The sequence below is a fragment of the Vibrio sp. Vb0667 genome, assembly GCF_033391095.1.
In genome coordinates this window covers 48367-73169 of sequence record NZ_JAWPOL010000015.1, presented here as the reverse complement: position 1 = coordinate 73169, position 24803 = coordinate 48367, and the positions used below count along the sequence as shown (strand labels likewise).

Annotated in this window: 21 protein-coding genes; all 21 read left to right on the top strand. The window is 47.3% G+C overall.

Annotated elements, in window-relative coordinates:
• Positions 1–73 precede the first annotated feature (73 nt).
• The gene (locus R8269_RS14860; RefSeq protein WP_203512720.1) at positions 74–889 is read left to right on the top strand and encodes a CsgG/HfaB family protein; all 816 of its coding nucleotides are present in this window, start codon (positions 74–76) and stop codon (positions 887–889) included.
• Positions 886–1554, top strand: a complete 669-nt coding sequence (locus R8269_RS14855) for a hypothetical protein (protein WP_318122402.1) — start codon at positions 886–888, stop codon at positions 1552–1554. Before R8269_RS14860 ends, R8269_RS14855 begins: the two co-directional genes overlap by 4 nt.
• Before the next feature lie 56 nt (positions 1555–1610).
• Positions 1611–2006 (top strand): hypothetical protein, encoded by a 396-nt coding sequence (locus R8269_RS14850; RefSeq protein WP_213971734.1) that lies wholly within the window; start codon positions 1611–1613, stop codon positions 2004–2006.
• A 16-nt stretch (positions 2007–2022) separates the two neighbouring features.
• Positions 2023–2403 (top strand): Hpt domain-containing protein, encoded by a 381-nt coding sequence (locus R8269_RS14845; RefSeq protein ID WP_213971735.1) that lies wholly within the window; start codon positions 2023–2025, stop codon positions 2401–2403.
• Positions 2404–2666: 263 nt separating this feature from the next.
• Entirely contained in the window at positions 2667–3227 is a 561-nt protein-coding gene (locus R8269_RS14840; RefSeq protein WP_206954286.1) for a hypothetical protein, read from the top strand.
• Between the two features lie 11 nt (positions 3228–3238).
• Positions 3239–3754 carry a hypothetical protein gene (locus R8269_RS14835; protein WP_170894054.1) on the top strand — a complete coding sequence of 172 codons (516 nt, stop codon included), beginning with the start codon at positions 3239–3241 and terminating at the stop codon, positions 3752–3754.
• Complete coding sequence (locus R8269_RS14830; protein WP_318222580.1) at positions 3754–4566, top strand: hypothetical protein; 813 nt, start codon at positions 3754–3756, stop codon at positions 4564–4566. The genes R8269_RS14835 and R8269_RS14830 overlap by 1 nt, the downstream gene beginning before the upstream one ends.
• A 128-nt stretch (positions 4567–4694) precedes the next feature.
• On the top strand, positions 4695–7382 hold the full coding sequence (locus tag R8269_RS14825) for a hypothetical protein (protein ID WP_318222579.1): 2688 nt from the start codon (positions 4695–4697) through the stop codon (positions 7380–7382).
• Positions 7383–7385: 3 nt separating this feature from the next.
• Positions 7386–7733, top strand: coding sequence for a hypothetical protein (locus tag R8269_RS14820; RefSeq protein ID WP_033905435.1), 348 nt, complete (start codon positions 7386–7388; stop codon positions 7731–7733).
• Complete coding sequence (locus R8269_RS14815) at positions 7730–9127, top strand: hypothetical protein (RefSeq protein ID WP_140203101.1); 1398 nt, start codon at positions 7730–7732, stop codon at positions 9125–9127. The genes R8269_RS14820 and R8269_RS14815 overlap by 4 nt, the downstream gene beginning before the upstream one ends.
• 115 nt (positions 9128–9242) lie before the next feature.
• Positions 9243–10082 carry a hypothetical protein gene (locus R8269_RS14810; RefSeq protein WP_054579128.1) on the top strand — a complete coding sequence of 280 codons (840 nt, stop codon included), beginning with the start codon at positions 9243–9245 and terminating at the stop codon, positions 10080–10082.
• A 56-nt stretch (positions 10083–10138) separates the two neighbouring features.
• Positions 10139–10600: a hypothetical protein gene (locus R8269_RS14805; RefSeq protein ID WP_033905433.1), complete on the top strand. Its 462-nt coding sequence runs from the start codon at positions 10139–10141 to the stop codon at positions 10598–10600.
• Entirely contained in the window at positions 10600–11859 is a 1260-nt protein-coding gene (locus R8269_RS14800; protein ID WP_140203103.1) for a hypothetical protein, read from the top strand. Before R8269_RS14805 ends, R8269_RS14800 begins: the two co-directional genes overlap by 1 nt.
• A gap of 71 nt (positions 11860–11930) precedes the next feature.
• Positions 11931–13049 (top strand): hypothetical protein, encoded by a 1119-nt coding sequence (locus R8269_RS14795; protein WP_206954279.1) that lies wholly within the window; start codon positions 11931–11933, stop codon positions 13047–13049.
• Between the two features lie 94 nt (positions 13050–13143).
• The gene (locus tag R8269_RS14790) at positions 13144–15771 is read left to right on the top strand and encodes a hypothetical protein (protein WP_206954377.1); all 2628 of its coding nucleotides are present in this window, start codon (positions 13144–13146) and stop codon (positions 15769–15771) included.
• Between the two features lie 400 nt (positions 15772–16171).
• Positions 16172–16495: a hypothetical protein gene (locus R8269_RS14785; RefSeq protein ID WP_017634052.1), complete on the top strand. Its 324-nt coding sequence runs from the start codon at positions 16172–16174 to the stop codon at positions 16493–16495.
• Positions 16492–16905, top strand: coding sequence for a hypothetical protein (locus tag R8269_RS14780; protein ID WP_206954278.1), 414 nt, complete (start codon positions 16492–16494; stop codon positions 16903–16905). Before R8269_RS14785 ends, R8269_RS14780 begins: the two co-directional genes overlap by 4 nt.
• Entirely contained in the window at positions 16898–17524 is a 627-nt protein-coding gene (locus tag R8269_RS14775; RefSeq protein WP_033905426.1) for a hypothetical protein, read from the top strand. The genes R8269_RS14780 and R8269_RS14775 overlap by 8 nt, the downstream gene beginning before the upstream one ends.
• Positions 17521–22314 (top strand): hypothetical protein, encoded by a 4794-nt coding sequence (locus tag R8269_RS14770; protein WP_318222578.1) that lies wholly within the window; start codon positions 17521–17523, stop codon positions 22312–22314. The genes R8269_RS14775 and R8269_RS14770 overlap by 4 nt, the downstream gene beginning before the upstream one ends.
• 68 nt (positions 22315–22382) lie before the next feature.
• Complete coding sequence (locus R8269_RS14765) at positions 22383–23066, top strand: hypothetical protein (protein WP_206954276.1); 684 nt, start codon at positions 22383–22385, stop codon at positions 23064–23066.
• Positions 23067–23384: 318 nt separating this feature from the next.
• Positions 23385–24794: a hypothetical protein gene (locus R8269_RS14760; protein ID WP_238952807.1), complete on the top strand. Its 1410-nt coding sequence runs from the start codon at positions 23385–23387 to the stop codon at positions 24792–24794.
• The last annotated feature ends 9 nt before the right edge of the window (positions 24795–24803 follow it).

Genomic DNA, 24803 nt, shown 5'->3' with positions numbered 1-24803 from the left:
TATCCTCCTGATATTTAAGGACTTAAAAAGCTGGCATGCTAAGTGCTTAAGTACAGTAAAAGGGAGATTTAATATGAAGAACTCGATATCTACTTTAATTCTATCTTTACTAGCCACTGGATGCTCAAACGGACTTAAATATGAATCCGACATAGTAGAACCTTATTTTAGTAGTCCAGTACTTACAAATGAAACTCCATATTCAAAGTGCTTATCGAGTCTATCTAATATTAAAGCCGATAAGTTACCAGTTTTCACAGTTGGTCAAGTAGTTGATAAAACAGGCCAGCTATCTTATTCAACATTCAACGACAGCACCGCCTTATCTCAAGGCGTATCAGAAATGATAATAAGTGCCTTATACAAAACAAAGCGCGTTGTTTTAACAGAAAGATTAGACATTAGAGTCCCTATAGCGGAACAGCAGCTATACGAAAATGGGGCCTTCAAGGGTGAAACCAAAAAGTTATCCGCTATCCCCGCTAACTTTGTGGTTCTAGGCGCTCTGACTGAACTGAATTATAACATTCTTTCAGATGGAGCAAGGTTATATATTGGATTAATCGGAGGTGGAGTAAGAAGAGCAGTCATTAATGTAGGCATTGATCTGAGGTTGGTTGATGTAAGGACGTTACAAACAATTTATGTCAGTAGCCTACAGAAGCAAGTTATTGGATTTGAGGTAGAAACTGGGGTCTATCGTTTCTTCGACAACCAGTTGGTCGAGTTTGACGCTGGCAGCGTTAAAAATGAACCACTTCAGCTAGGCGTACGTTCGGTCATAGAGATTGCCGTGTACAACATGCTTGTGGAAGGCCTCAAGTTTCCACTAACGGACGAGAGCAACAATTGTAAAGTGATTAATCAGTCATTTAAGGAAATATTATGAAAACTGTAAAAATCAACAAAGTAGCACTATCTTTAGGTCTTTTTGGTCTTGTTAGCTTTGGAGCGAACGCGTTTGATGTCGTATATTGGGAGTGGAATGCTTCCGTTGACACAACCGTAACTCAAACAATTAGTGCTAACACTGATGTGACACCGACAGGACTTACAATGGTAGAAAACGAGCAGGATATGGTCGGTAGTGTATTAGCTACAAGCTCTATCATCGGTGCCGAAAATGTCTCGCTCGACCCACTACTTGGTGGCCAAACGAGTGTAGAAAGTACTGCGACCGCTGTAGGTAACAACGCAAGCATCAGTTCAGATGTCCAAATGGATATCGACTCTAGTCAAAGCTTTGCTGGGGACGACTTACTCCTTATCGGCAACATCAGTGCTACCTCTTCTGTATTAGGCACTATTAATGCTTCCGTAGATAGCGCTGCTACCGCTGTTGCCAACAATATGTCGATGGATTTGACCACCACATCAGATCAAGATGCATTTATGCTGGCGAACAATGTTCAGTCATCTTCTGCAAACATCAACTCGCTATCCACTGTTGATGTTGCATTAACAACCGATTACTCAGGTACAGACCCTTTTGTTAGCTCTTCTGCAACCTCAGTCGGTAACAACTTAGATGTAAAAGTAGATGGTATCAACTAAACTGACTAAATAGGTGCCGCGAGATAACTTTTCTCGCGGCTCTACAAGGAGTTACTATGTATAAGCTGACCACTTTTTTTCTTTTGACTCTAGTTTCTGTTTCTATCAACGCTAGACCTCAAGACCCTGTCAGAGGCCCACACCCTTACGACTTTCCTGCGCGTAATGCTCAAACCTCTCTGGTATTACAAGAAAATCGAGATAGAAATAGAAATTCTGGATCCAAACACCACGGTGTTCTAGGTGGTGATATGAGCGCTGGTGTCATTATTAATAACACTACTATTGCAGCAGGCAACTGGCAGCAGATTGAAATGACTCTCGGTGATGGCTCTGAAGGAATGATCATGTCTGAGTCTCACCAAGATAATACAGGTGACAGCCAAGCAAATAGCCAAGTAAGTAATAACTCAGAGTCACTATCAAACAAACAATCGTCAGATGAGCAATGAGACCGAGGAAGGCGTCATGATAAATGTAATTGAACTTGAACTATACGAGCCACTTTTAGACGAAAAAGTACTCAAAAGGCTAATTAAAGATACTGATATTGAAACCGTTGAACTCGCTATCGACAGTTATTTGAAAGAATCGATGACGAGAATTGAAAAGATACACCTAGCATTTGATAGCAACGATCTAGATACATTAGAGCTTGAACTGCACACATTAGGCAACATAGCGCTGACGTTTGGTAACAAGCGCTTAGCCCGCATAGTTATGGATACGGAAAACTGTCTAAGGATAGAGAATAATTTAGAAGCTCAAAAACGTCTAAGGGCATTGCCATCAGTCGCTCAGAAATCTTTCAATACTTTAATTCAGATGCGCTGCAATAATTTTATATGATGTTCCTCAGACTTTTCAAAGTAGGCTTCCTGTATATAACATAGGCACTTGGTTATTAGCGTACATTTCAGAACACTTCTAATAGTGGAGAAGTGTGGCCTCAGTGTAGAAAAATGTGTATTACCCGACCCAAATACGACCAGTAGTAACTGAAGTGCCGAGCTATTATAGAAAGATAATCTATCGCCTCCCCCATTAGTTTAGTTTAAGATTCACCAAGCCTATCCCCTATCTCAAAATGCGCCGCCACTACCGGAGTGGCCATGACACCAACTGAACTACTCGAAGACGTGAAAACGAGATTCCCTGTCTTGCTGCACGACGACGAAAAGGCGCTGTTAAGCCTACTGCGTAAAGCGCTGGCCAAGTACCAAGAGACTGCCGGATTTACCACGAAAATCCGCATCCACCAAAGCGACTTAGCCGATAATAATCAGTTTGAATTGCCGTCCGACTTTGCTGCAAGGCTGGTGGTCAAAGATGACCGTGGCCGTTATGTACGTAGCGAGGTTTGGGGCAACGTTCTTGAACTGAAGTTAACGAGCGCAGAAATATTTCCACTGACATTGATGTACATGCAAAACGTACTCAATGAACCGTTTGATTCGTTCCAGCTTCCAACGCCGTGCATTAGCTTGCTTGGCGACTATCTGGAGTTGCTGATCACTATCCCGAACGCAGAGCGTCAACGCCGTATTGCCATCGCTGGCAAGTTGGATGTGAGCGATATTGCTGCCGAACCTGATCTAGCCGCACGTAAAGCTGAGATTGAAAACTCAATGCGCGCGAACCGTGCCATTGTTCCACCAGTATCGTTGCTCTAAGCGAGGTCGCCATGAATCCATACATGCAGCTCGCCAAACGCTCGACCAATAACTTTATGAATAAGCCGTGGCTGCAAGGCTGGCAATGGGCGGTAGAAATCGACTCGCCGGACGCGCCAACGGACTTTGATATTTACGTAAAGGATATTGATTTTGGTGCTGGCTCTATCGATGCGGATTCATTCCAAGTCGGTTCAGGCTCTATTGCGCTGCCTACATACAGCAGTGTTGGCGAAATCACGCTAACGGTTCGTGATGACGAAAACCTGACTGTTTCTAAATGGTTTGAAAGCCGGATAAAGAAAGTCAGAAACCAAGACGGCACACTCAACATCCCCAAAGAGTACGTGTTCAAAATCAACATATTCACGCTCAATGAGGACGGCAAAAAGTCACTCTATAAGAGCTATCAAGTCTTTCCTACCAAGATTGGCAACGTAATGTTTTCACGCGAAAACGGCAACCAGATCCAGTCATTCCCGCTCATTCTCCAAAAATTTATGTCTGTAGGTAACAAGGTACTGTAATGCACATTCCATCATTTCCACTACCAAGTAACATTTCAGAAGTGATTGAGTTTCGAGTTCCAACCGTGGAAGACGCTCTATTGTTCTGCGACCTCAACGAGTACCAAGAGGAAGCCAACACAACTCGCTATCTGAACCATATGCAAGACACCAGTAAGCGCCCTATGAGTGATAGCGGCCTATGGACTGGTGAAGATCGCCGCGCAGCATTGTGGTGGATTTTTATGTCCACCAGCGAGCTAGGCACTATTCCCTTTAGCTATGAGTGCGAGCACTGCAAAGAAACTCACTATCTCAATCTCAATATGGGCGAGCTAATGGAATCGGCCAAAGCGCTCAATGGATTGCCAAAACAAGAGATCACCTTGAGCGTGAAAGGTAAGTCATACCTAGCGAACGTGAAACCACTAACCGGTTACGAAGCGGAGCAACTTGAGAACATTCGCAATGAGCGCGACCAGTACGAACCGGACAGCGCTGAATGGAAGCAGCAAGCGAATCACATGGCGCTCACTGAGCTGGCCTACTGCCTAACGTTCGAAGATCAACCCAAAGGCCAAGACGATGCCCTAGCGTGGAAAATCGACCTATTGAAATCGATGTACCTCAACACGGAATTTCGTGTGGCCTTTGCCAAGGTTGAAAAGTGCCTACGCAATGCGCGTCACGGATTGCTCACCAAGTACGACGAGGGGCGTTACTACCTAGTCGCCACCATTCCGCAGTGCCAGAAAGCTATCAAGCAAGGAGGTGAAGCAACTCGAACGTTGCTCTTACCCTTTCGGAATAACGACTTCATTACAACGTTTTGATTACGTTGGTTGGAACGTACTGATTGAGAACTTAACGATCTACGGTAGCCAGCCTATCGATGCGGTATTCAAAACACCTCAAACGATGGCCATAAGCCTAGATAAAGCGCTCCAAGACAAGGTGAAAAATGGACAGAAACCAACAAGAGGTTGATCTTTCACTGGTTGTTGATGCAGTGAAGCGAGCCAGTGACAAAGAGCTGACCGTGCTATCTGAGATTAGTCGCAAACTCGATGGCAAGACTCTACCAACGAGCCAACAAAAGGCCGTCCTTGCAGTGGATACAAAGGGCATCGAAAAGGCGGTAACTAAAGGCGTTTCCAATGCCTCTCATAACGTCTATTCTATTCCGAGCGTTAATCCACAAAAAGCATTAAAACAACAATCAAGCGGCACACCTAAACCAAGTGCAACCAAGACCAAGCGTACAGGTGAAATTGAGTTGTCATTTGCGCCTAGTCAGTCAGCAGAAACACAAGCCAAGCCGGACGCCAAAGCGATCGAGCAAAGCAGGTCTGTAAGTGGCGTAAAGTCGATTGCTGACACGCTGAAAAGCGAGGACGCGCGCGAGCCAATAAAACAAGCGCCTGTTGTCGTGAATGTAGAAGCGCCAGAATCCAATTCTGAACGTTTGGATACCTCAATCCTTGATGATGTGCCAGAGAAGTTAGAAAAGGCTTTCTCTGACGCACTGGCAGAGTTTGAGGGCTATTGGGAAGACGCCAACGGCAAGCTTCGACGCTCCGATGGTCGCTATGCGAGTAAGCGAGAGCAATCGGCTTACAAGAACGCACAGCAAACCGCATTAGAGCGCCAGATTGAAAAGCAAACCGACACGGAAAAGGAAAGCCAGAACGTTTTTGCCAAGGTGGCCACCAGCCTTAAGCAACTGGCCATCAATAACGTGAAAGAGTTCCTACAGGAAGAAAACGACGCGACCGATGCGGCTGGCGCTGCGGCTGGTGGTTCGTTCTTCTACTCCGCTAAAGAGCTTTATCACTTGGGGCAAGACGCTAAAGAAGCATTGGATGATGTGACTGAAAAAGCCACCTCAACCAAGGACAAGCTAAAAGAATCGAAACTAGGCCGACTCTTTACCCGAGGCAAGCAAGCGCCAGAGGCAGACAGTCAGGCCGTCACAGCCATAGAGACAGTTAGCCATGAACAACTATCAGCGACAAAAGATTCGTTCGAGACGAACCACTCAACTCAAGTTACGCCTAGTGACCGACCTAGCCGTGATGATGCTAGGGGTAACGTGCCTGTCAATCTTGTTGGGAGTGATTCTAGCCGGATAAGCACAGCTAGTGAGATCAAAAGCACCAAAGAACAGAGCTACCGAGCAAACATGCTTGAAGTGCTCCATGAATCGAGTGCTGATCGTGAACGCCAATTCGATGATGTACTAGATAAGCTCGATGATCTGATTTCGACAACCAAAGCAGTGGCGAACGATGGCCAAGGTGGCCTATTAGACCTAGCTGGCGATATGTTTGAACGCCGCCGTGCTGGTGGACGTGCTGGCCGTAAAGCGGGTGGCAAACGTGGCCGAATCAAATCGGTAATGTCAGGCATTGGCAGCAAAGCCTCAAACGTGGCCAACAAGGGCGTATCGATGGCGGGTGCCGCCTTTAAAGGTATGTCTAAAATCGGCTCTGTTGCTGGCAAGGCGATCCCTTTCCTTGCTCCGGCCTTAATGGCCTACGATGCGTTTAGCGGATTCACTGACCACGACAAACAAAAAGAGACGTTCAATCTCAAAGATGGCCAAGAAGCGACAACTGGCCAGAAAAGCTCAATGGCATTGGCAAACGCGCTCGATTTGGGTGGCCTAGTCAGTGGCGGTGCTGGTTTGCTTGGTTCGGCGCTTGGGGCGTTCGGTTTTGATGGCGCTAAGGAAGCGTTGACCTTTGATTCTGGCGATATGGCCAAAGGCATTTACAAGCTATTTGGCGGTGAGATTGAGGACGACAAAGAGGCTAAGGATTCTAAGGCTGAGAAAGCTCAACCGGAGAAAGAAGAACACCTTAAGAACGCCGAAGCCTACCACACGGCTAAAGTGTCCAATGACAGCCAAGCCATGCGCGAACTTGATGCGAAAAACTCAATTCAAGTGACCTCTCAAGAGGCATCGCAAAAGGCCAGCGAGCAAGGGATTAGCTACAAAGAAGCTTACTTAGCTGTAGAAAGAGAAAAACGTATTAGCCAGGACAAACGTGTGCAAGTGGCTAATGAAACAGGCATGGATATGTCCGGCATGGTCGAGCATCCCGAGCTTGGCCAAGTTTACTCGCCAGATAAGAAAGCTGAACAAGTGGCCGCCGTCGATGCGGAGATCAAACGCCGTAAAGAGGCTGAGGCCGTAGCCGCACTAACCAAGGCTGCAAACAACACGCAAACCAACAGCGTGACCACAGCCAGCCATGAATCATCCATCAATACCGAGCTAAGTAACCAGAAAACGGACACTCAATCCGTGGTGAAAGTGGACACCGAAAACACCTCGAATAAGACGGTTGCGACTCAATCATCCATTCAACGCAATGAGCGAGTTAGCGAGCTGCAAGCACAGGCAGCAATGAAAGACCTCAAAGAGAGCGGCAAGCCTCAAACCGTGGAACTTAGCAAACATTCACTGGATGCCATTGGGCGCGCGGTTAGCGGCAGTGATAACAACAAACCGACCACTATCTTTGCAGCGCCTAGCGGCAGCTCAAGCAAAGACAAGCCAGCGTCAGCCACTAAGGCTAGCGGCTCTATTCCTCTCAACTTTGATGACCGTTCGTTACAGCGTCAAAGCGCTGATATGGAGTAATAGATGAGCCAAGAAATTGATTACTTACTACGGGTCGATATTGACGGTGTAAAAGTAGCCGATGAGAAACACGCGATCGTTGCGCGCGTCTCTGAATGGCTCGATACACCTCAAGGCCAAGTTTGGGGCGCTCCAAAATGGGGCAACAGATTAGGGGCATACAAGCATGAACCAATAAACGAAACCACAGCAGCAGCTATCGAAAACTCAATCCTATTAACCCTCCCAATTGACGTGAAAGACGCGGTGGTTCAAGGCATTGCCGTAGAGCCAAGCGTGAACGGTATCGATGCCTACAAATTGACGATCGTTGTGAACGGTCAAACGTTGGAGAGAGGTATTACGTTTTGAGCAAGTTAGAAGAAGTCAAAAAGACCTTTAACGAGGCGATTGCTGGTTCAAGCTGGTGGTCGCGTCATATTGGTTCGCAGTTCGTTGACTACCTTTGCTTATTTGTGGCCAAGATTGTTGAACGCATGGCAGCAATCAGTAGCCGTGCATTGCAAGAATCCTACCTAACGCTAGCCACTAAACGCACCTCCATTTTGGCGGGTGCTGAAACTGAGGGCTATGTAGGGCGAAAAGCAGCGCCATCGAAAGGCCGTGCGCTAGTGACCAATACCGGAACAAAGCGCGTTACCTTGCCGAAATACAGCCAATGCGTGGCTGACAATCAATTGCGCTATACGCTAATGGAAGCCATTGATCTTATGCCGCAAGAAAGCGCCGCAGTAGAGGTGCAACAGTTCGAAGTGTCCAAGATGACCTACACGGTCGATGAAGGAAAAAACTGGTTGGCCGTGGCGTTCCCTCAAGAGCTGACTAAGCGTATTCATAACATCATCGTGCGCGTGAACGGAGAAGAATGGACGCACGTCTTTAAGTTTCGTAATACGGACGGCAAATCCAAAGCCTACATGGAGTATTACAAGCCAACCGACCAGCTAGGCGTTCGTTTTGGTAACAACAATAACGGTCGCGCGCCAGCGACAGGTGATGTAATTGAGTTTGAGCTATGGCTGACTAATGGTGTGACTACCCTACTCGATGCGCAGCCTTTAGAGCTTATCGATATGGGGATTCAAAGCGCCTATAAAGACCAACTCTCAATCAAAACGTCCACCAGCATCATCGGCGGTGCAGAGCCGGAAGACATTGAATCAATCCGAAACAACGCCCTTTACTCGCCAATCTATGACGAGCAGATAGCGTGGGACTCGGATTACATGACCTTTGTTAAGCGCAATATTTCTGGTGTTACTTGGTTGTCGATTTGGGGTGAAGCGGAGCAGGAAAAACTCACAGGAACGCCGGACGTTCGCAACATCAATACGATCTTTATTTGTGCTTACTCTGCCGATAAAACCGACGAGATTTTGAATCAGGAAATCCAAGTTCTATTCGCTGGCCGAGAGGGCTATAACGAGCGCTATAAGCTGGTGGAGCGTAAGGACGTGCCATTTACCGTGACGGTCAAAGGTAAGCTTTACCCAAGTTCAAATCCAGAATGGGCGACAAAGGTACTGGCCGATGCGTTAGATGAGAAATTTGGCAAACAGACAAGTCGCAATGAGCGCATTACCAAAAACCAAATTTGGGATGTCATCCAAGAGCTCAACGTGACTTTGGGTATTAAAGAGTTTGAGGTTGAAGTCGTTGGGATTCTTGACCGCATCCCGATTGATACTTACCACTATTTAGATGTGAATGCGTCAACCATTCAACTGAACTTCGATTACTCATAGAAGTTTTCGCACGGAGCAAGAAAGACACGGATGTTTTCGCATGCGAGAACTTTAAGAAACACCATCCCGTATAGTTTTCGCATGCGAAAACTTTTACACCAATAAGGCGAAAAACATGGCATTTGGAGACTTCAGAAAATGGCTATCTGGCCAGCTAACCAAGGCGCGTCAAAAGGAAACCGCTTGGGTAGATTTAGCAAGCGCGATCGCAGAGTCAATTGAAACTCACGTAGAGTCATACATTGAAAAGCTTAAAGCGCGTTCTTCACTGTACGAAATGGACAAAGAATCGCTGCTAGAAGACATTAAAGAGCTGCGAAAAATCTTCCCACTAGGCGAAGTGGCCGATGAGGACTTGCCACACGTTGTGATGCAGCGTAAGGACGAAATTCACTTTAAAAAGACCATTTATCCACTTATCTCAACGCTCGCGCGTGAATTTAAAGGGTTACGTGTTAAGTGGGAACGAATCTACGCGCCAGTAGACCAAGAGCGATTTCCATACGGCACGTTCTTAGTTCCCGAGTCAGAGTTGGAGCTGCAAAACGGACTAAACCCGAGCGACTTTTTCCTGACCAGTCGCGGTGCTATTCGCATCCCTTTGAACGACATTGCAGGTGAGGACGGCATTACCGAGGAAGCCATTCGAGCATTCGAAGCGAAGATTAAGCGAGTGGTGCATCCTCTTATCCCATTACGAATTGTTTTAGATGGCCAATTGTATTCTATTGAATTTGAAGTCATGGATATGGTGGAAATACCTAACTATTCTGACCATGTTACGGTTGGAAAACAGACCACGACCGATATAGAATCAACACCGAGCTATAAACAGGATTTCGTTCAGACTGGAACGACGACACAGGAAGAACGCCCTGTTAGCCCTATGTATGGTACACCTAGAATGGATGCGATCCCCTTAGATGCGATCTCCATTGATAGACGGTACTATTAACCCTATTCCTATTCCCCGTCCCATTAAAGCGCCACGACTTATACGAGGTCGTAAAGGTGCTTACACAAAAAGTAGTCCTATCGCAGTGTGAACTGCTTAACCGTTATTACGACGAACGCGCCTTGTCGTCGTTGCCTACCAATGGTACTGAGCCTTATTTCCAATTTGGCGATCTTGAATGGGGTTTTGACCTTATCCAAGAAATTGAGGGCAAGCCTAGCTGCATGCCTATCCCACTGGATAAGACAACCGTTGAAAACGTGTTTTACCGTTCTAAGGCGAACTACGCCTATGTGAACGGCAATATCGTAATCACGGCAAACTTGCCAGCGGGTACGCTAGCAGAAGATGAACAATACCAGTTCTCTTGCGTCGGCGTGAAAGATGCGAGCGGCGGTCTAATTCTAGTGGCTGTCACTCAACCAGTTTGGATCTACTCTGACCGTGGTCTATCGATAGAAATCGTGATTAACACGGCTCGCACGGATAGCGCTCAATTGGCGCAGGTAGGTGCCTAATGAGTCGCCCAAACTTCGAAGAAACGATCATCATCCCGCCACTGCTAACGGACTGGCAAGCGCTACCGCTTATCACCGATACGCAGTACCTAGAACCACTGGCCAGTAACAGCCTAAACCGTAAGTTTTACGGCATCGTTCGCGCTGGTATTTTCCGTGGTTTTGAATGTGCTCCGGCTGGTGGAATGAAACTGCGTGTGAGCAGTGGTGAACAATTTGGCGTGGCGTTAGTTGAGCGCGACGACTATGTGTTAACCGTTCGACAACAACACGATGTTGATGTGGAGATTCCGGCTGGTGCCACTTCTTATGTGGTGCTCGAAGCGTTCTATAAGTTTGGCGTAAAGACAAAACAAGTCGATTTAGCGTCAGACATTGAAGCGTCCGAAATTAAGGTGCTTCCGCAGGAAGCGGTTGAAGAACATCATTTGATATTGTGTCGCGCTACCGTGCCAGATGGCGTTACCCAACTCAAAAGTGAACACCTTAACTTTGATGATCGTGAACAAGGCGGTTATGACCTACAAGGTCACGTTTCACATCCCGATCCACATAAGCAATATGCGATGCGCGCCGAAGCCAATGCGCACTACGCAGACCGTGAAAACCCGCACCATGTAACCAAAGCGCAAGTTGGCCTTAGCTTGGTAAACAACTGGGACGCAACCAGTCAGATAAACGTAGATAACGATCAGCTTTATGCCACTGCGAGAGCCATTAAGTTGGTTCACGACAAAGCTGCTGCTGCATACAACAAGTCGGTTGAACATTGGCCGTACATTGCGTCTGGTGGCGAAACAAAAATCGCATTGCCTTACGAAGTGCCGGAAGTAGATTCATTGTCTATCCAAGGTATCGTGCAGACCAAAGACAGTGCTTGGCAATTCTTGAAAGACACTAATGAGGTTGAAGTAGCCGAACCACTTGAAACGGGTGATGAAGTGGTGATTACTCTAGGTGTCCCATCACTAAGCTCAAGCTCTATCATTGCCGAGCTTCAAGAGCATATCGATAACCTTGAAGCCATCATAAACAGCGGTATCGCTGGCGCGCCTATGGAAGTATTCCATAGCCACTTCGCTAGTACGTCGAATACTTTCACTGTTCCACCAGTCTTTGAAGAACGCGCGATTAAGCTGGTGTTCCTACAGGGTGTGCAGCAATCAAGAGATATTGCTTACACCATCTCACCGGACGGTGATGTTATCCAGTTTGTTGACGAAATTGCAGCAGGAACGGAGATCACCTTGGTCGGCTAATCAGTTTTCAAATTCCCCTAGCCCTATTCCCCATAAATGCCCTTTTTACTAACAACGAAATTGGATTTTTTATGGCTACACAAAACAAATTAACTCGCATCAACCGTCTTGTTTCTGATCTTTCAGCGCAAGACGTTGGTGCATTACCAGCGGGCGCTCGCGCAACAGACTCATCAAAACTAGAGGGGAAAACCAAGGCACAAGTTGTCAGTGAAGCGCGCTCCAATCTTGTCCCAACTTCTCGCACTATCAATAACAAACCACTAACGGGCGATGTGACTCTGACTCACTCAGATGTGGGCGCAGCGCCAGCAAGCCACACGCACGACTACATCCCTAACAACAAGAAAGGCGTTGCAGAGGGTGTGGCTACACTAGATAGCACTGGTAAGATCCCACAAGGCCAATTGCCAGCTATCGCTATCAAAGAAACGTTCCCTGTCAAGTCAGAAGCGGAAATGCTTGCTCTTACAGCGCAAGAGGGTGATATGGCAATCCGTTCGGATCTGCGTAAATCATTCGTTCTTATGCGCCAACCAGCGAGCACACTAGCGAACTGGCAAGAACTATTAACACCGACTGACGCCGTTTCGTCGGTTAATGGTCAGCGCGGTAACGTAGTGCTTGAAGCGACTGACGTTGGCGCGGAACCAGCGTTTGAGAAAAAAACAGCATTCAACAAAAACTTCGGCACTAGCGCTAACACAGTGATGCAGGGTAACGACTCTCGCGTTGTGAATGCAGTGCCAAAGACTCGCACCATCAACGGTCACGCGCTAAGCGCAAACGTCGAGCTAACCGCAGAAGACGTGGGCGCACTAGACGCTGGCGCAACTGCCGTTAACGCAGCGAAGCTTGAGAACGCCACTAAATCGCAAATCATTTCACAAGCGCGTAGCGGTCTAGCAGCTAGCGGCGCGTCATACACCAAAGCGGAATCTGACGGTAAGTATGCCACCAAGGATAGTCTAGGCGCCTCAATCAAAGACGCGATCCGAACGGTGGATATTACTGTCGAATCTGCATCAACTACGGTGGCTCTGCCAGCGGGTACAGTCTCAGCAGTCCTTGTTCTAAGCGTTTGCGGCGTAATGCAGAACGCAGGTGTATGGAGTCTATCTGGTAACACAATCACGTTCGGTGAACAGCTACAAGCTGGCGACATCGTGACGGTTATCGGCTTCAAGTAAACATGACCTTTCCTTTCCTACTTCCCCATTAACGATGTGCTCCGGCGCTTTGTCGGAGTTGCTGGTCATTGAATTGAGAAAGGCATATTTCTGAATGGCATTAAAAAAATTGACTCAAGTTGGTGGTAGTCCAGCTCGAAAATTGCGTGAAGAAATCACAACAAAAGTGGATGAACACGCTAGCAATAAAACGAACCCGCACGGAGTCACAAAGGCACAAGTAGGCTTAGGTAACGTACCAAACTATCCGGCCACCAGCTCGGTAACAGATGCGTCCAACAGCAAACTTGCGACCGCTGGTGCTGTTAAACAGGCATACGACAAAGGCATCGAGGGTTTAAATCGCGGTAACGCAGCTTATGACCGCGCAGAACAAGCAGAGACTAACGCAAATACCCACACTGACAACCGCATTAGTGCTTTGATTGGTGGTGCGCCAGCAGAAGCGCTCGATACAATCAAAGAGCTTGGTGACGCGCTCATGGATCAAGAAGATGCGGTAGCGGCCATTACAACCAACATTGCTCAACACAAATCAGACTACTCGAACCCACACAAGGTTACGAAAGCTCAAGTTGGTCTATCAAACGTGCCGAACTACGCATTCACAGCAGCGGTTAATGATGCTAGCGATGTGAAATTTGCGGCGGCAGGTGCCGTTAAGAAAGCGTATGACCTTGCAGCCTCAAAGATGACGCAAGCGCAAGCCGATGGCCGCTACCTAAAACTGTCAGGCGGTACATTGACTGGTGGCCTACTCATTGATGAGGGCAGTTCCAATGTTTCTCAATTGCACATAGGTCATGCAGGTAAGCGCTTTCATATTGAAACGAAAACCGATGGCACCTTTGAGGTTGTAGAAAGTGACGTTTCAAGTCGATTAAAGATCCGCAAAGGTGGTGAATCAACACTATACGGCTCCCTAAACGCTACAGAGTCGGTATCTTCGAATCGTAGTGTTGAAGTGCAAGGCACTCGCGCTGGTAATAACGTTCCATCGAGCGAGCAAGTTAAGCTGGACGGGTACGGGTTGATTGGTAATCGTCGGGCGGTTTACTTAACGAACGGTTCTAATTCGTCGGATGCTTACGTTCAAATCGCGGTGGGTGGTGCTCATAATGGAGGGGACGCCAAGTTAGACCTGACTCGATCAAAGCTTAGTTCCAGTGTCCCTATCGAAGTACAAGGGAATAAAGTCGTTACAGAGGCGTTTAACCGTACAGAGGTTGTGCGCACCTCTTTAGGTAGTGACAACTCTTGGTGTTTGGTTGCCAATGTAACGATGCCTCAATCAAGCTCTACTGCGGTTATTGAGTTCTTTGGTGGTGCTGGCTTTAACACTGACTTGCACTATCAGTCGTCACGACATCAAATGATTCTGCGAGCCAGTAACGGAAACCCTAAAGGTCTAAATGGTCAGGTTATTACAGACCATCCTAGCGGCTTACCATTTAGTGAGTTTGGTTGGGTAAACACTAGCGGTGACAATTACGCCATCTATGTAAAAACACGTAGTGCCTACAGTACGAACATTCTTATTCGATACATGTGTAGTCACACCATTACGCCATACGTTAGCAATAAGGGGGCAAGCCAGCCAGCGGGTATTGTCAAAGGGCGAATGGTCACTAGCTATACGTCTTACAATAAAGACTTAGGGGCAATTAACTCTGTTGATGGAAAGGGTTTAGAGCTTGATTACTCTACAAAGAAAACTTGGATTGGTTCTCGTAATTCATCTTGGTGCCACATGGAGACAGAGGCCACCAGCGGCTTTTACTCTTACTCCTCGTTCACCTTTGCTAAAGGGATTGATGTAATGCTCAATCAGAGCATTTCATTAGGTGGGCGAGCTGCATTTCGTAATACAGACGGCAACTGGCTTCGCATCAATGATTTAGGAAAGTTTACTTCTGGTATCTTTTTCGGTAGCTCACTGGTTCGTACTGATGGTGAGTTTACGGCGGGTTCTTGGACTGGTTCGAATGATGCCGTTCGTATGGATAATAGTTTTATGGATTCATCATGGGCGACGAATGGCCGTGCGGGATTCAGTATCAACTGTAAAGATAGTTCAAGTGCGCATTGGGCGTTAGCCTCTTACTATGATGGCACCAATATCCGTTCTGGTATTCAGATCCTATCTAACTCAGAGGGTCGGATGCGCTTCTACACTAACCGCCGCAGTAAGTATGTAGACATTAAGGACGGCAATGTATATGCAGGTTCGCCTCAGAGCTCGGCTGGTAACTCTCTCGCACGTAAAGACTACGTTGATAGTAAACTAGCGGGTGTTTCATCACGCGCTGGAGAGGTTGCCTTGGGCTGTAATGCGGGGCTAAGAGAGGGCAACCTTACGATAGATGGCATTACATGGGAGTTCAAGAATTGGATAGGATGCTTCCTCGATCCGTTTGATTTGATTAACTACAACGCTCCGGTTGCTGGTTTTGATGTTCGTGTTGAGGGGTATTACGAAATTGAATGGACTGCGATACGACGCCGCAATGCTTCAAACTCATCGACTGTGTACTCTGCAATCGCCAAAAGCAATAAAATTATAGCGGAGGCTCAAAGTGATTCCAACGACTTCGATGCCGTGCCAACGACTTGTCGATGGGTAGGAAAATTATACTACGGTGAGCTTATTCAATTCTTAGACAGAGGTGCATCCACGCCTATTCAGGGTTCGCATTTCTCGATCCGCTACATCAAGCCATAACCATCAACCAAAGGGACACGATGCTGTCCCTTTTTTTTGCAAAAGTTTTCGCATGCGAGAACTTTAAAACATGGCATCTCCTAAAGTTTTCGCATGCGAAAACATGGGCGCATATTGATGCGAAAACCAATATTTATATAATTTTCCTCGTCAAATATCGATTCGACTCGACTATCCTCATTGGAAGTTTTGTATGCGTTTCCGCGCAACAAAACGCTTGGATTAGCCTCTCACCAGCCTTTTGGGTGAGAGGCTTTTTTTATATAGGCTCTTGAAATCTAACTTTTTTCCGCAAAACAGCCCTATTTAATACCCATTCAAAAGTAAGTAACGCCCGTCTATTGAGCAAAAGCCACTATTCCGAATACACTCGCTAGGTAATATACTAAAGGGGGATTTAATGCCAGTGTCAGTTGTTGGTGAGAGCTTTGCGATTAGCGTACTGGCTCTATCTGTCCTCAGTGGTGTTGGGTCATATCTCCAAGGCATACGCGAGCAACGTCTAGCTGGTGGATTCCTTGATTTTTTAACCGAGCTAACGCTGGCGTTGGTGGTCGGTTTGATAGTCGCTTACTTGTGTGAAAGCGAGGGTGTGGAGGCTGGTTATACCAGCGCGCTTGTCCTCATTGCGTCGAACAACGGAGCAGACTCGATCAACTTTATCCGCAAGCTGGCTAGCCAAATGTTAGCGAGATTTTTTAATACCGGAGGGCAAGGCAAATGATGGAATTTGCAGTAATTGGCCTAGCCATTGCTGACCGATTTTTGCTTAAACGAAACGCAGTAAAAATACTGCATGCAAACCAGATGGACGATCCCGATGTGATTCGATTCGTTCTTGGTTATCAATCTCAGCGAGCCATAACGAGTGGGACTTTAACCTATTCGTTGCGCAGTAAAAAACGACCAAAAGCCGTCATTACTCGCACACGTAAGCTCGACTTTTCACACGCCGGACATAACAGCGAATACCTGACGTTCGAACGCAAGTTACTCGAACTCGAAGCGGGGGAAAAGCTGCATGGCGAGTGGATTCTGGACGTTAAGATTGAGCGCTCCTGTTCCCTAATCAATCCGCTGTACAAAATCTTTCCTACCTGTACGACATATTCAGAGGAATTTGAAATTGCGTAACAACAGTAAGTTTGCACTAGACCAGTCACATAACTATGTGGTGGTCGATTTTGACAACGTGACCGAACGCGGCCTTAAGAGTCTGATCACTGCGTTAAAACAAGCTGGTGCGACTGTTACAGACGTAGAAGCCTCGAACAAGAGAACGAGACGAGACGGCGAGACAGTTAAACGCGCCAAGTTATTCTTTGATAATGGCCAGTCAATGACGCTGTTTATTGGTGATGAGGGTGATATTTTCCAAATGACACTCAACAGCACTAAACAGCCTATCCCTAGCGTGAAGAACGAGCGCGAGCTTGCGCGTGAAATGGTTCGCCTAATGAAGCGCAACCAAAGCAAGTTTGACAAGCAAGTTGCACGTAAAGCGGCTAAAGCCGTTAAAGACACCTCAGACATTCAACCAGCTACACGTTCTATTGCTAAGCGACTTGAAGAAGCCAAAGCGGCTGAACAAGTCGCTCAGTCCAATTACACCAATGCCCTAGCCGCTCGGGATAGCGTTCGCACTAAGTTGGAAGAAGAACAACGCCGCATAGCAGATCTCGAAACTGCATTAGAGCAAGAGAAGCAAGAAACCAAAGAACTTGAAGCACAATTAGAGGCGGCAAAGTCATGATGTTTACCAGTCAAAATCAAATCAAGATTGTGGATCGCATCGACCATCTGGCCAAGAAACTCACGCCGGAGCAGATTGAAGCGGTGCTGCAAGGTAAAAACGCCGATCAAATCCTAGAGGCATTGTCACTTGAGGATTTGGAGAACACCTACTTGTATCAGTGCAAACCTGTGCCACAAATGATGTTAGAGGCGTTCAAATCGAAAGCCTCAAGGCTTCAATTTCGTGCTCAGCAATTCGGTAAGCACTTGGAACGTAAAACCCCTACTCTATCGGTAGAAGCCGTAGAAGTAGGCAAACCGCGCAAGTCTGGTGCGGTTGCTGTCCAAATGGTGAAAATCCCGTTTTCAGATGGCCAGAGCATTTCTATTGCGTTCCATGCGCCGGATAACGATCCGCTAAAAATCAATCCAGATGACACGTTAATCGCGTTCCGCTTTCTAATGAACTCGCGCGATATTACTCACGTAGTCGCGCCAAAGGGCAACATGGATTTATCCCTTAAGGAAGTGACCAACAAGCTAGCGCAGTTGCTTGAAAACAACAGCGAGAAATTTGTCGCTGCTAAGGCCAAGAAAGACGCTGACAAGAAAGCATTGGAAGAAGCGCAACAAAAGGCACAAGAACTTGATGAACAAGCTGCGCAACTAGGCGAAGAAGCTACCGACTTGGAACAAAAGCTCGATGAGCTGGCCAAGAAAGAGAAGCGCTTGGAAACTCAGATCGCTACGCAGAACGAAATCCAAGAAGAACTACGCAAACAGCTTGCTGCTATCAGGCCAGCAGCAAATACAGCAACGACAAATGTAAACGCTGGTGGTAGTTCGTCTCAAGTGATCGAGCAATGGGACGCTTCATGGACTAAGCAAGAGAAACGCGACTTCATCATTAACCGTGCTTTCAATGGCGATCTTGATGCCTTTGTTAAGCAGCTAAGCCAAGAGTTTAAAGACTCATTAGAGTTTGCAGGTGCAGCAAATCAAAACGTTCCTAGCACTTATTCAGAGTCGTATATCAATGATGCGATTTATGACCTCGATAAAGGTGCTATGACGGTATCAGAGCTTGCCGAGGCTAAAGAATACATCCGTGATTCAATTGAAAACGATTTTCCTCAGTTGTCAGACGAAGAACGGGAACGAAAAGCAAATATCGAGCGCAAAGAATGGCTATTGGCTCTTATTGGTCGCAAGACCATTGCTAAGGGCTGGAAGATGGATAAAGGCGAAGATAGCGAGCCGTTTGTCTACTTCGAATCGCCTGACGCGAACGACGATGATAGCTTTGGCCAGTACATGATCCACGCGCGCGATAACCAAGCCTTGGCTGTCACTTACGGAGAGGGTTCACCGCTTGCTGGTGGCGACGATCTACAAGGTTGGGAAGCTGCTAAATCACTTATTCTGGCTGACTACGATCGCGAATCTAAGTTGCTTCAAGATACCGATAACAGCAACGAAGAACCACAACCAATTGAGAACGACGAGCCAAACGCGAACGACCAAGACAAAGACGAAACCACGGATAACCTATTCTGGTATGGCCTACGTCTACGCCCTTATGGCTTGGGTACGACGCCGCCACAACATCAAGTGGTTAAGTACCTCGATCCAGAATCGGCCAAAGAGCAATTCGCTGACGCTGGTAATGGCATTCGCCACGGTGCGATCGCTTATGACCAAAAACTGCCACCAGAATTAGTAAGTAACTTTGACCTAGAGCCGCTATTTGGCATGGTTGAGGGCGACCTAAAAGAAGCGGAGCGCATCGCAACCGAAGCGCTAGACCAATGGGTTGAGGACAAAGGCGTTGATGAAATTCCTCAGTCTACGCTCGATACCCTAAAACAAGTGGGCTTCAAAGCAGCGTTCGCTAAGCAGCTACGCCAGCAACCAGAAATGAAGAACCGCAAGGAAAATCCAAACGCGTACAAGCTATGGAGCGCATCGATTGACCTTGTGACGCCGGACATGATTCAAGAGATTGCCGAAGACCTAATGCTGGTTCAAAGCGATGCTGAATTACAGCGCCAAGCAAAACACACGCAAGGCCGCATGCGCTTCCAAGAAGCAGCTCTATCCCAACTTAAGGATATGCAGTCAGTAAACCCAAGCGATCGCAAACGTCTTGTTATGCTAGCTGACCTAACGCTAGGTACTGGTAAAACACTAAAACGTGGCGAGAAAGTGGATGACCAAGCTAAGCGTATTTCAGAACAAGCGCACCTAGTGGAATCACTACAAGGTGAAACCCTAGCGTCACTGGAAGCGCAATTTAAGAACCGCAAAGAGATCACTGATTTCCTAACGGCTCATCGCATTCCATTTAACCGCCGTGCGAAACGCGCTGACCTACTGCAAGCTATCTTGAACTACCGTGACGGATTCTTTAGTGCAACGGCGAAAATGTTCGACCTACGCGCGCTACGTGGCGACCTATACGAGAAGTTTGAGAACGGCGAAGCGTTAGCACTGGATGACGTAGAAAAAGCGTTTAGCGCGACTACGGTTTACCATGAGGGAGACGTAGCTTACACCAAGGCAAAAGGTGAAACCGTCATTCCAGCAATGGCAGACCAAGGCGAGGACTACCAAAAAGTTGAGCGCTTCATTAAGGCGATTGATGACGGTATCTACCCTGACCTGTCCGAACTAAGTTCAGATGAGCTCTTTGCTCAGCACTATGCAATGGCAAGTGTTACCAACCAAGACATCCTGGCAATTCATGGTTTTAGATACTTGGATAACGATGAGCAGATCGACAATGAACAGATGGCGCGCGCTATCCATAACTCGGTCATGCCATTGTGGTACACAAAAGCTATCGAAGCGGAATACGAAAGCCGTGGCTTCCCTAGCCTTGCTGCGTTGCCTGACTTGAACCATAAAGGTCAATTCAAGGCGACACGCGAGAAACGCTACGCACCAGTTGGCACTATTGGCCAATCTGATTTTAGCGTTATCGATACGTACACAGGCAAGGTGCTAGAAACTGGCCTAGAGGGCGCAGCAGCGCAGCAAAAAGCGACTCAACTAAACGACCAAGCAGTGAAAGAAAGCACTATTGCAATCTTTAGCATGCTTAAGGACGGCAAAACGCTTGAGCAAATTGCAGAGACGGAATACAGCGCACCACTAGAGCCTGTCAGTCCGGCCATGTTCACCACAATCAACGGCTTTGAATCATTGTATTCAACGTTAGCCATTAACGGCTCGGGTTCGCTTCACTCGCGCCCAACACTACGCGAGAACGCCGACAAGCTACTAGCTAAGGTGGACGCTGACGGCAAGATTAACGATATTGCGCTAACCGAAGAACAAGAGAACCAAATGGAAAATACATTTGGCTACAGTTTCTTCTCAGCGAAGTCGAACAAGGGTAAAGAGCTACGCTTTATCGCTAACACCAATTCTCGCAGCTACCTAACGGTTGACGGTGCTAACAAACTGCTTGAGCTATTGGGTGCTAAGAACGCCGTAGAATCTGACACAGCAGATGAAGTGAGCAAGGGTGCATCCGAGGAAGAAAAACAACTTCTCGCACTAGACCCAACTCAATATTCATTTGGCTCAATCTATGAGAGCGAGGGCATTCGAGATACGGGTGAAATCGCTAAGCGAATCCGCGCCTTTATCGCTCAGCTTAAGAAAGCTGGCAAGATCAGTAATGACGTTAAAATCTCAGTACGCAAACCTCGCTACGGCACACTAGACCTAACGCTGACTGACTTGCCAAGAAACGTCATGCTCTACAATCCAGCTTACCTACAGTTCGAGATTGATAACCCTAACTCGCCAGCGCCACACGGTATGAGCCGTTATACCGAAGCAGTAGATCAGCTGATCGAGTTCGTTAACGCTTATGTAGGCCAATACGACTACAACAACAGCGACACGATGACCGATTACCACGATCGCAATTTCTTTGGTGGCCGCCTAACCGTGGACTTTGATTTTGGTAAAGAGCGCAAAGTGGTAGAGCTCGCGTCTCTAACTGAAATGCACCAGCAAGGCGAACAGGCAGAGGATGATGTATTAGACGTTACCTCATTCCGTGAAAGCCTAGATGAAGAAGAAGCGAAAGCGCTTGAGCAGCTAGAAGCCTTTACCAACCTAGAGCTAAAACTTGGTAAGCAGGAAGTGACTTTCCCAACAGGCCGAGTGAAGTCGATTAATGCGAAAGATGAGGACGGACTCACTTACAGCCTAGACGTTCTATTCGACATTCTAGCGACCGACTTAAGCGAAAAAGCGAAAGCTCAACTTGAGACGATTAAGGACTGGCAATCTGCGGATACCTACTACAACGAAAAAGGCGCATTGGTACAACCAAGTGTTGCGGCAGGTATCCACTCAGTAAATGGCTCAGTGCCAGCGAACGTGTACGCTCCGCTAATCGCCCGTTCATGGTTAAATGAAAGCCACGCTGACATTTATCCGATCGCTAAAGATGGCGAGTACAAGTTCGCGCTATACCAAGGCAACGACTTGATCGGTGAATTTGACGATACAGCGGAAATGGAAGCGCTATTAGTGAAAACGTTCAATCTAAGTAGTGAGGCGCCTCAATCTGAAACAGAGGGCAATAACGAAGAAATGGAACATGTAGAGAAACTAAAGGAAATCCGAGATTTCACTGGTGAACCTACGCCGGAATTGGTTGATGAGTTCCAAACCGCACTAGAACAGGCTTACGCCCACTTCGAAGCTAACGACCAAATAGCAGAGAACGAAGCGTTGATGGATGCCGCTCTAAGCAACATCACCAGCATGATCCAAGCGCAAATCTAATCACAACCAAGGCCGCCACATCGGCGGCCTAAACCGGAGAGAATCAAGTGTTAAGCTTAAGAGAAAAAATGACGCTCAACCGCGATGCTGCGGGTTTGTTGAAAGAGCTTAAGAGTGGCCAGCTATCGATTGGTGAACGCATCAAAAAGAACCGTGAGCTGGTGGAAATTCTTAATAAACTGACAGGCGCTAACCAAAAGGTTGAGCAGGAACCGGTATCAAGTTCGGATGAGCCAATATCGGTAGAAGAATTTTCCAAGTTAGGCCGCTCCGATAAGATTGAAAAGCTCAATGAAGTGCTACTTTTGCCTAACTGGTACGAATACGAAATGGCGTTTTTCCCTAACTACCAAATGGTTGAAAAGGGGGATAACTACGTTGTTTACAAGGATGGCGAAAACTTCCAGTTTGGCTACAAGGGGCATGTTGCGCGCGGTTTGGACTACTGGAAAAACGATGCGGGCTCAGCCAAGAAAAATGGTGGTTTTGGTAGCTGGTCGCGCGCTGACCGTAGCAAAGCTATCAAGATCATCACTAAGCACATTGAGCAGAGTGAGCGCGACAATGGCGAACGTCCAGTTGAACAAAGCGAACTGGTTGCGAGATTCCTTGCAGGGGAGTTTAATACAGCCAAGCCATCGTTGTTTGTTGATGTAATGCGAGACGTTCACTCAGAGGGCTTGAAGCTAGATAGCATCAAGCAAAAAGCGATTGAATGGTTCGAGCACAATCCTGACAAACTGGCCGCTTAAGTTTTCGCATGCGAGAACTTTTTTGCATGGAGCGCGAAAGACACGGATGTTTTCGCATGCGAGAACTTTAAAGAATCTCGTTCGATATAGTTTTCGCATGCGAAAACTTTTCAGAGAACTTGAGAAAAAACGATGAATGTTTTCACTAAAATCCGAGCAGACTATTACTACAAGCAATCTTTAAACCTTGCACTAGCAGCCAGCGAACGTCATAACTACGCCAAGGCGCTTTTCGCATTGCTTAAGAGCCTTTAATCCTTTTCCCTGTCCCAAAAGTTTTCGCATGCGAAAACTCGCCACTCCACCGGAGCAGTCAAATTGAACCAACTCACATCAATTAGCGCCGAAATCAAAGAGGCGAAAAACATCAATGACCTAGCCGAGATTGTTCAACTGTACGCAACAGACAATCTAAAACCCAAGCTAGGTCGCACCAGCTACGTTGTGACAGCAAAAGGCGACGAAGTGGAAACAGGATTTAAAGTCGTGGAAGCCAGCGACCTTATTCCATCGAACGACTTAGACGGTCGAATCAATCCGAACTTCCCGCAAGAGCTGCAACCGCGCGACCGTACTCGCGTATCCTCAAAATTGCAGATCTCAAAGATGGCCAACGATTTGCGTCCACAACAATTAACCGATTCTGGACTATCTAGCCACGGCGCACCGATTGTTGGCTCGGATAATGTGGTGGAGTCGGGGAACGGTCGAACCATCGCTATCATCAAAGCGTATCGAGAGGGCAAGGCTGATAAGTACCGCCAGTTCCTAATCGACAATGCGGAGCGCTTCGACCTATCACCGGAGAAAGTTGAGAGCATGCGCGAGCCAGTGTTGGTTCGAGAACGTGTCACCAAAGTTAACCGTGCTAAGTTTGCCCGAGACTCCAACCTCTCTGACTTGCAACAGATGAGCGCCGCCGAGACGGCTTGGGTTGACGCAGAGCGCATCGATGACCGCATGATTGCTCTATTCCAACCGAGCGAAACAGGCAACCTTTTGGCCAAGTCTAACCAAGGATTTATAAACAGTTTCTTAACTGAAATTGGGGATAATTCAACCGCCGGACTACTTACCGAAGATGGCCGACCAACCAAGCAACTGATTGAGCGCATGCAAAATGCCGTGTTTGCCAAGGCGTACAAAAACGAGAAGTTGGTGAAGCTGGTAGCCGAGGAAGCCGATCCCGAAATTCGCAACATTTTGAGCGCGCTAAACGGCGCAGCAAGCGCGTTTGTTGAGATGCAATACCTTAGCGGAGAGGTGCATAAAAACACGTCTGGAACGCTGGCAGAAGCCGTGGAAATTAACGCCTCACAACCTGACCTCGCTAAGTCAGCACTTGACTCACTGGTGCAAGCAACCGAGTTAGTGAGACAGGCCAAAGATTCCGGTCAGCACATCGATGAGCTATTAGCTCAGTCCGGTTTGTTTGGCGACAACGATCCCGAGGCCGAAGCGCTGGCGAGATTCATTGCTGCTAACAACCGAAGCGCAAAACGCATGACACTGGCATTTAAGGCAATGGCCGAGGCAATCAATAGTGAGTTGCTTCACCAAGGCCAAGCGCTCGGGGATATGTTTGGCGGCGGCGGTGCATCGCTTATTGATATTCTTGGGCGTGTAAATCAAGAGCTAGAAAATGAGGGGGTACAAACAGGCTTTATGTTCGAGTCTAGTGTGCAACTGGACGAACTTGCAAACGCTTCGAGGCATGCTATAAAATAGTTCTTGGCA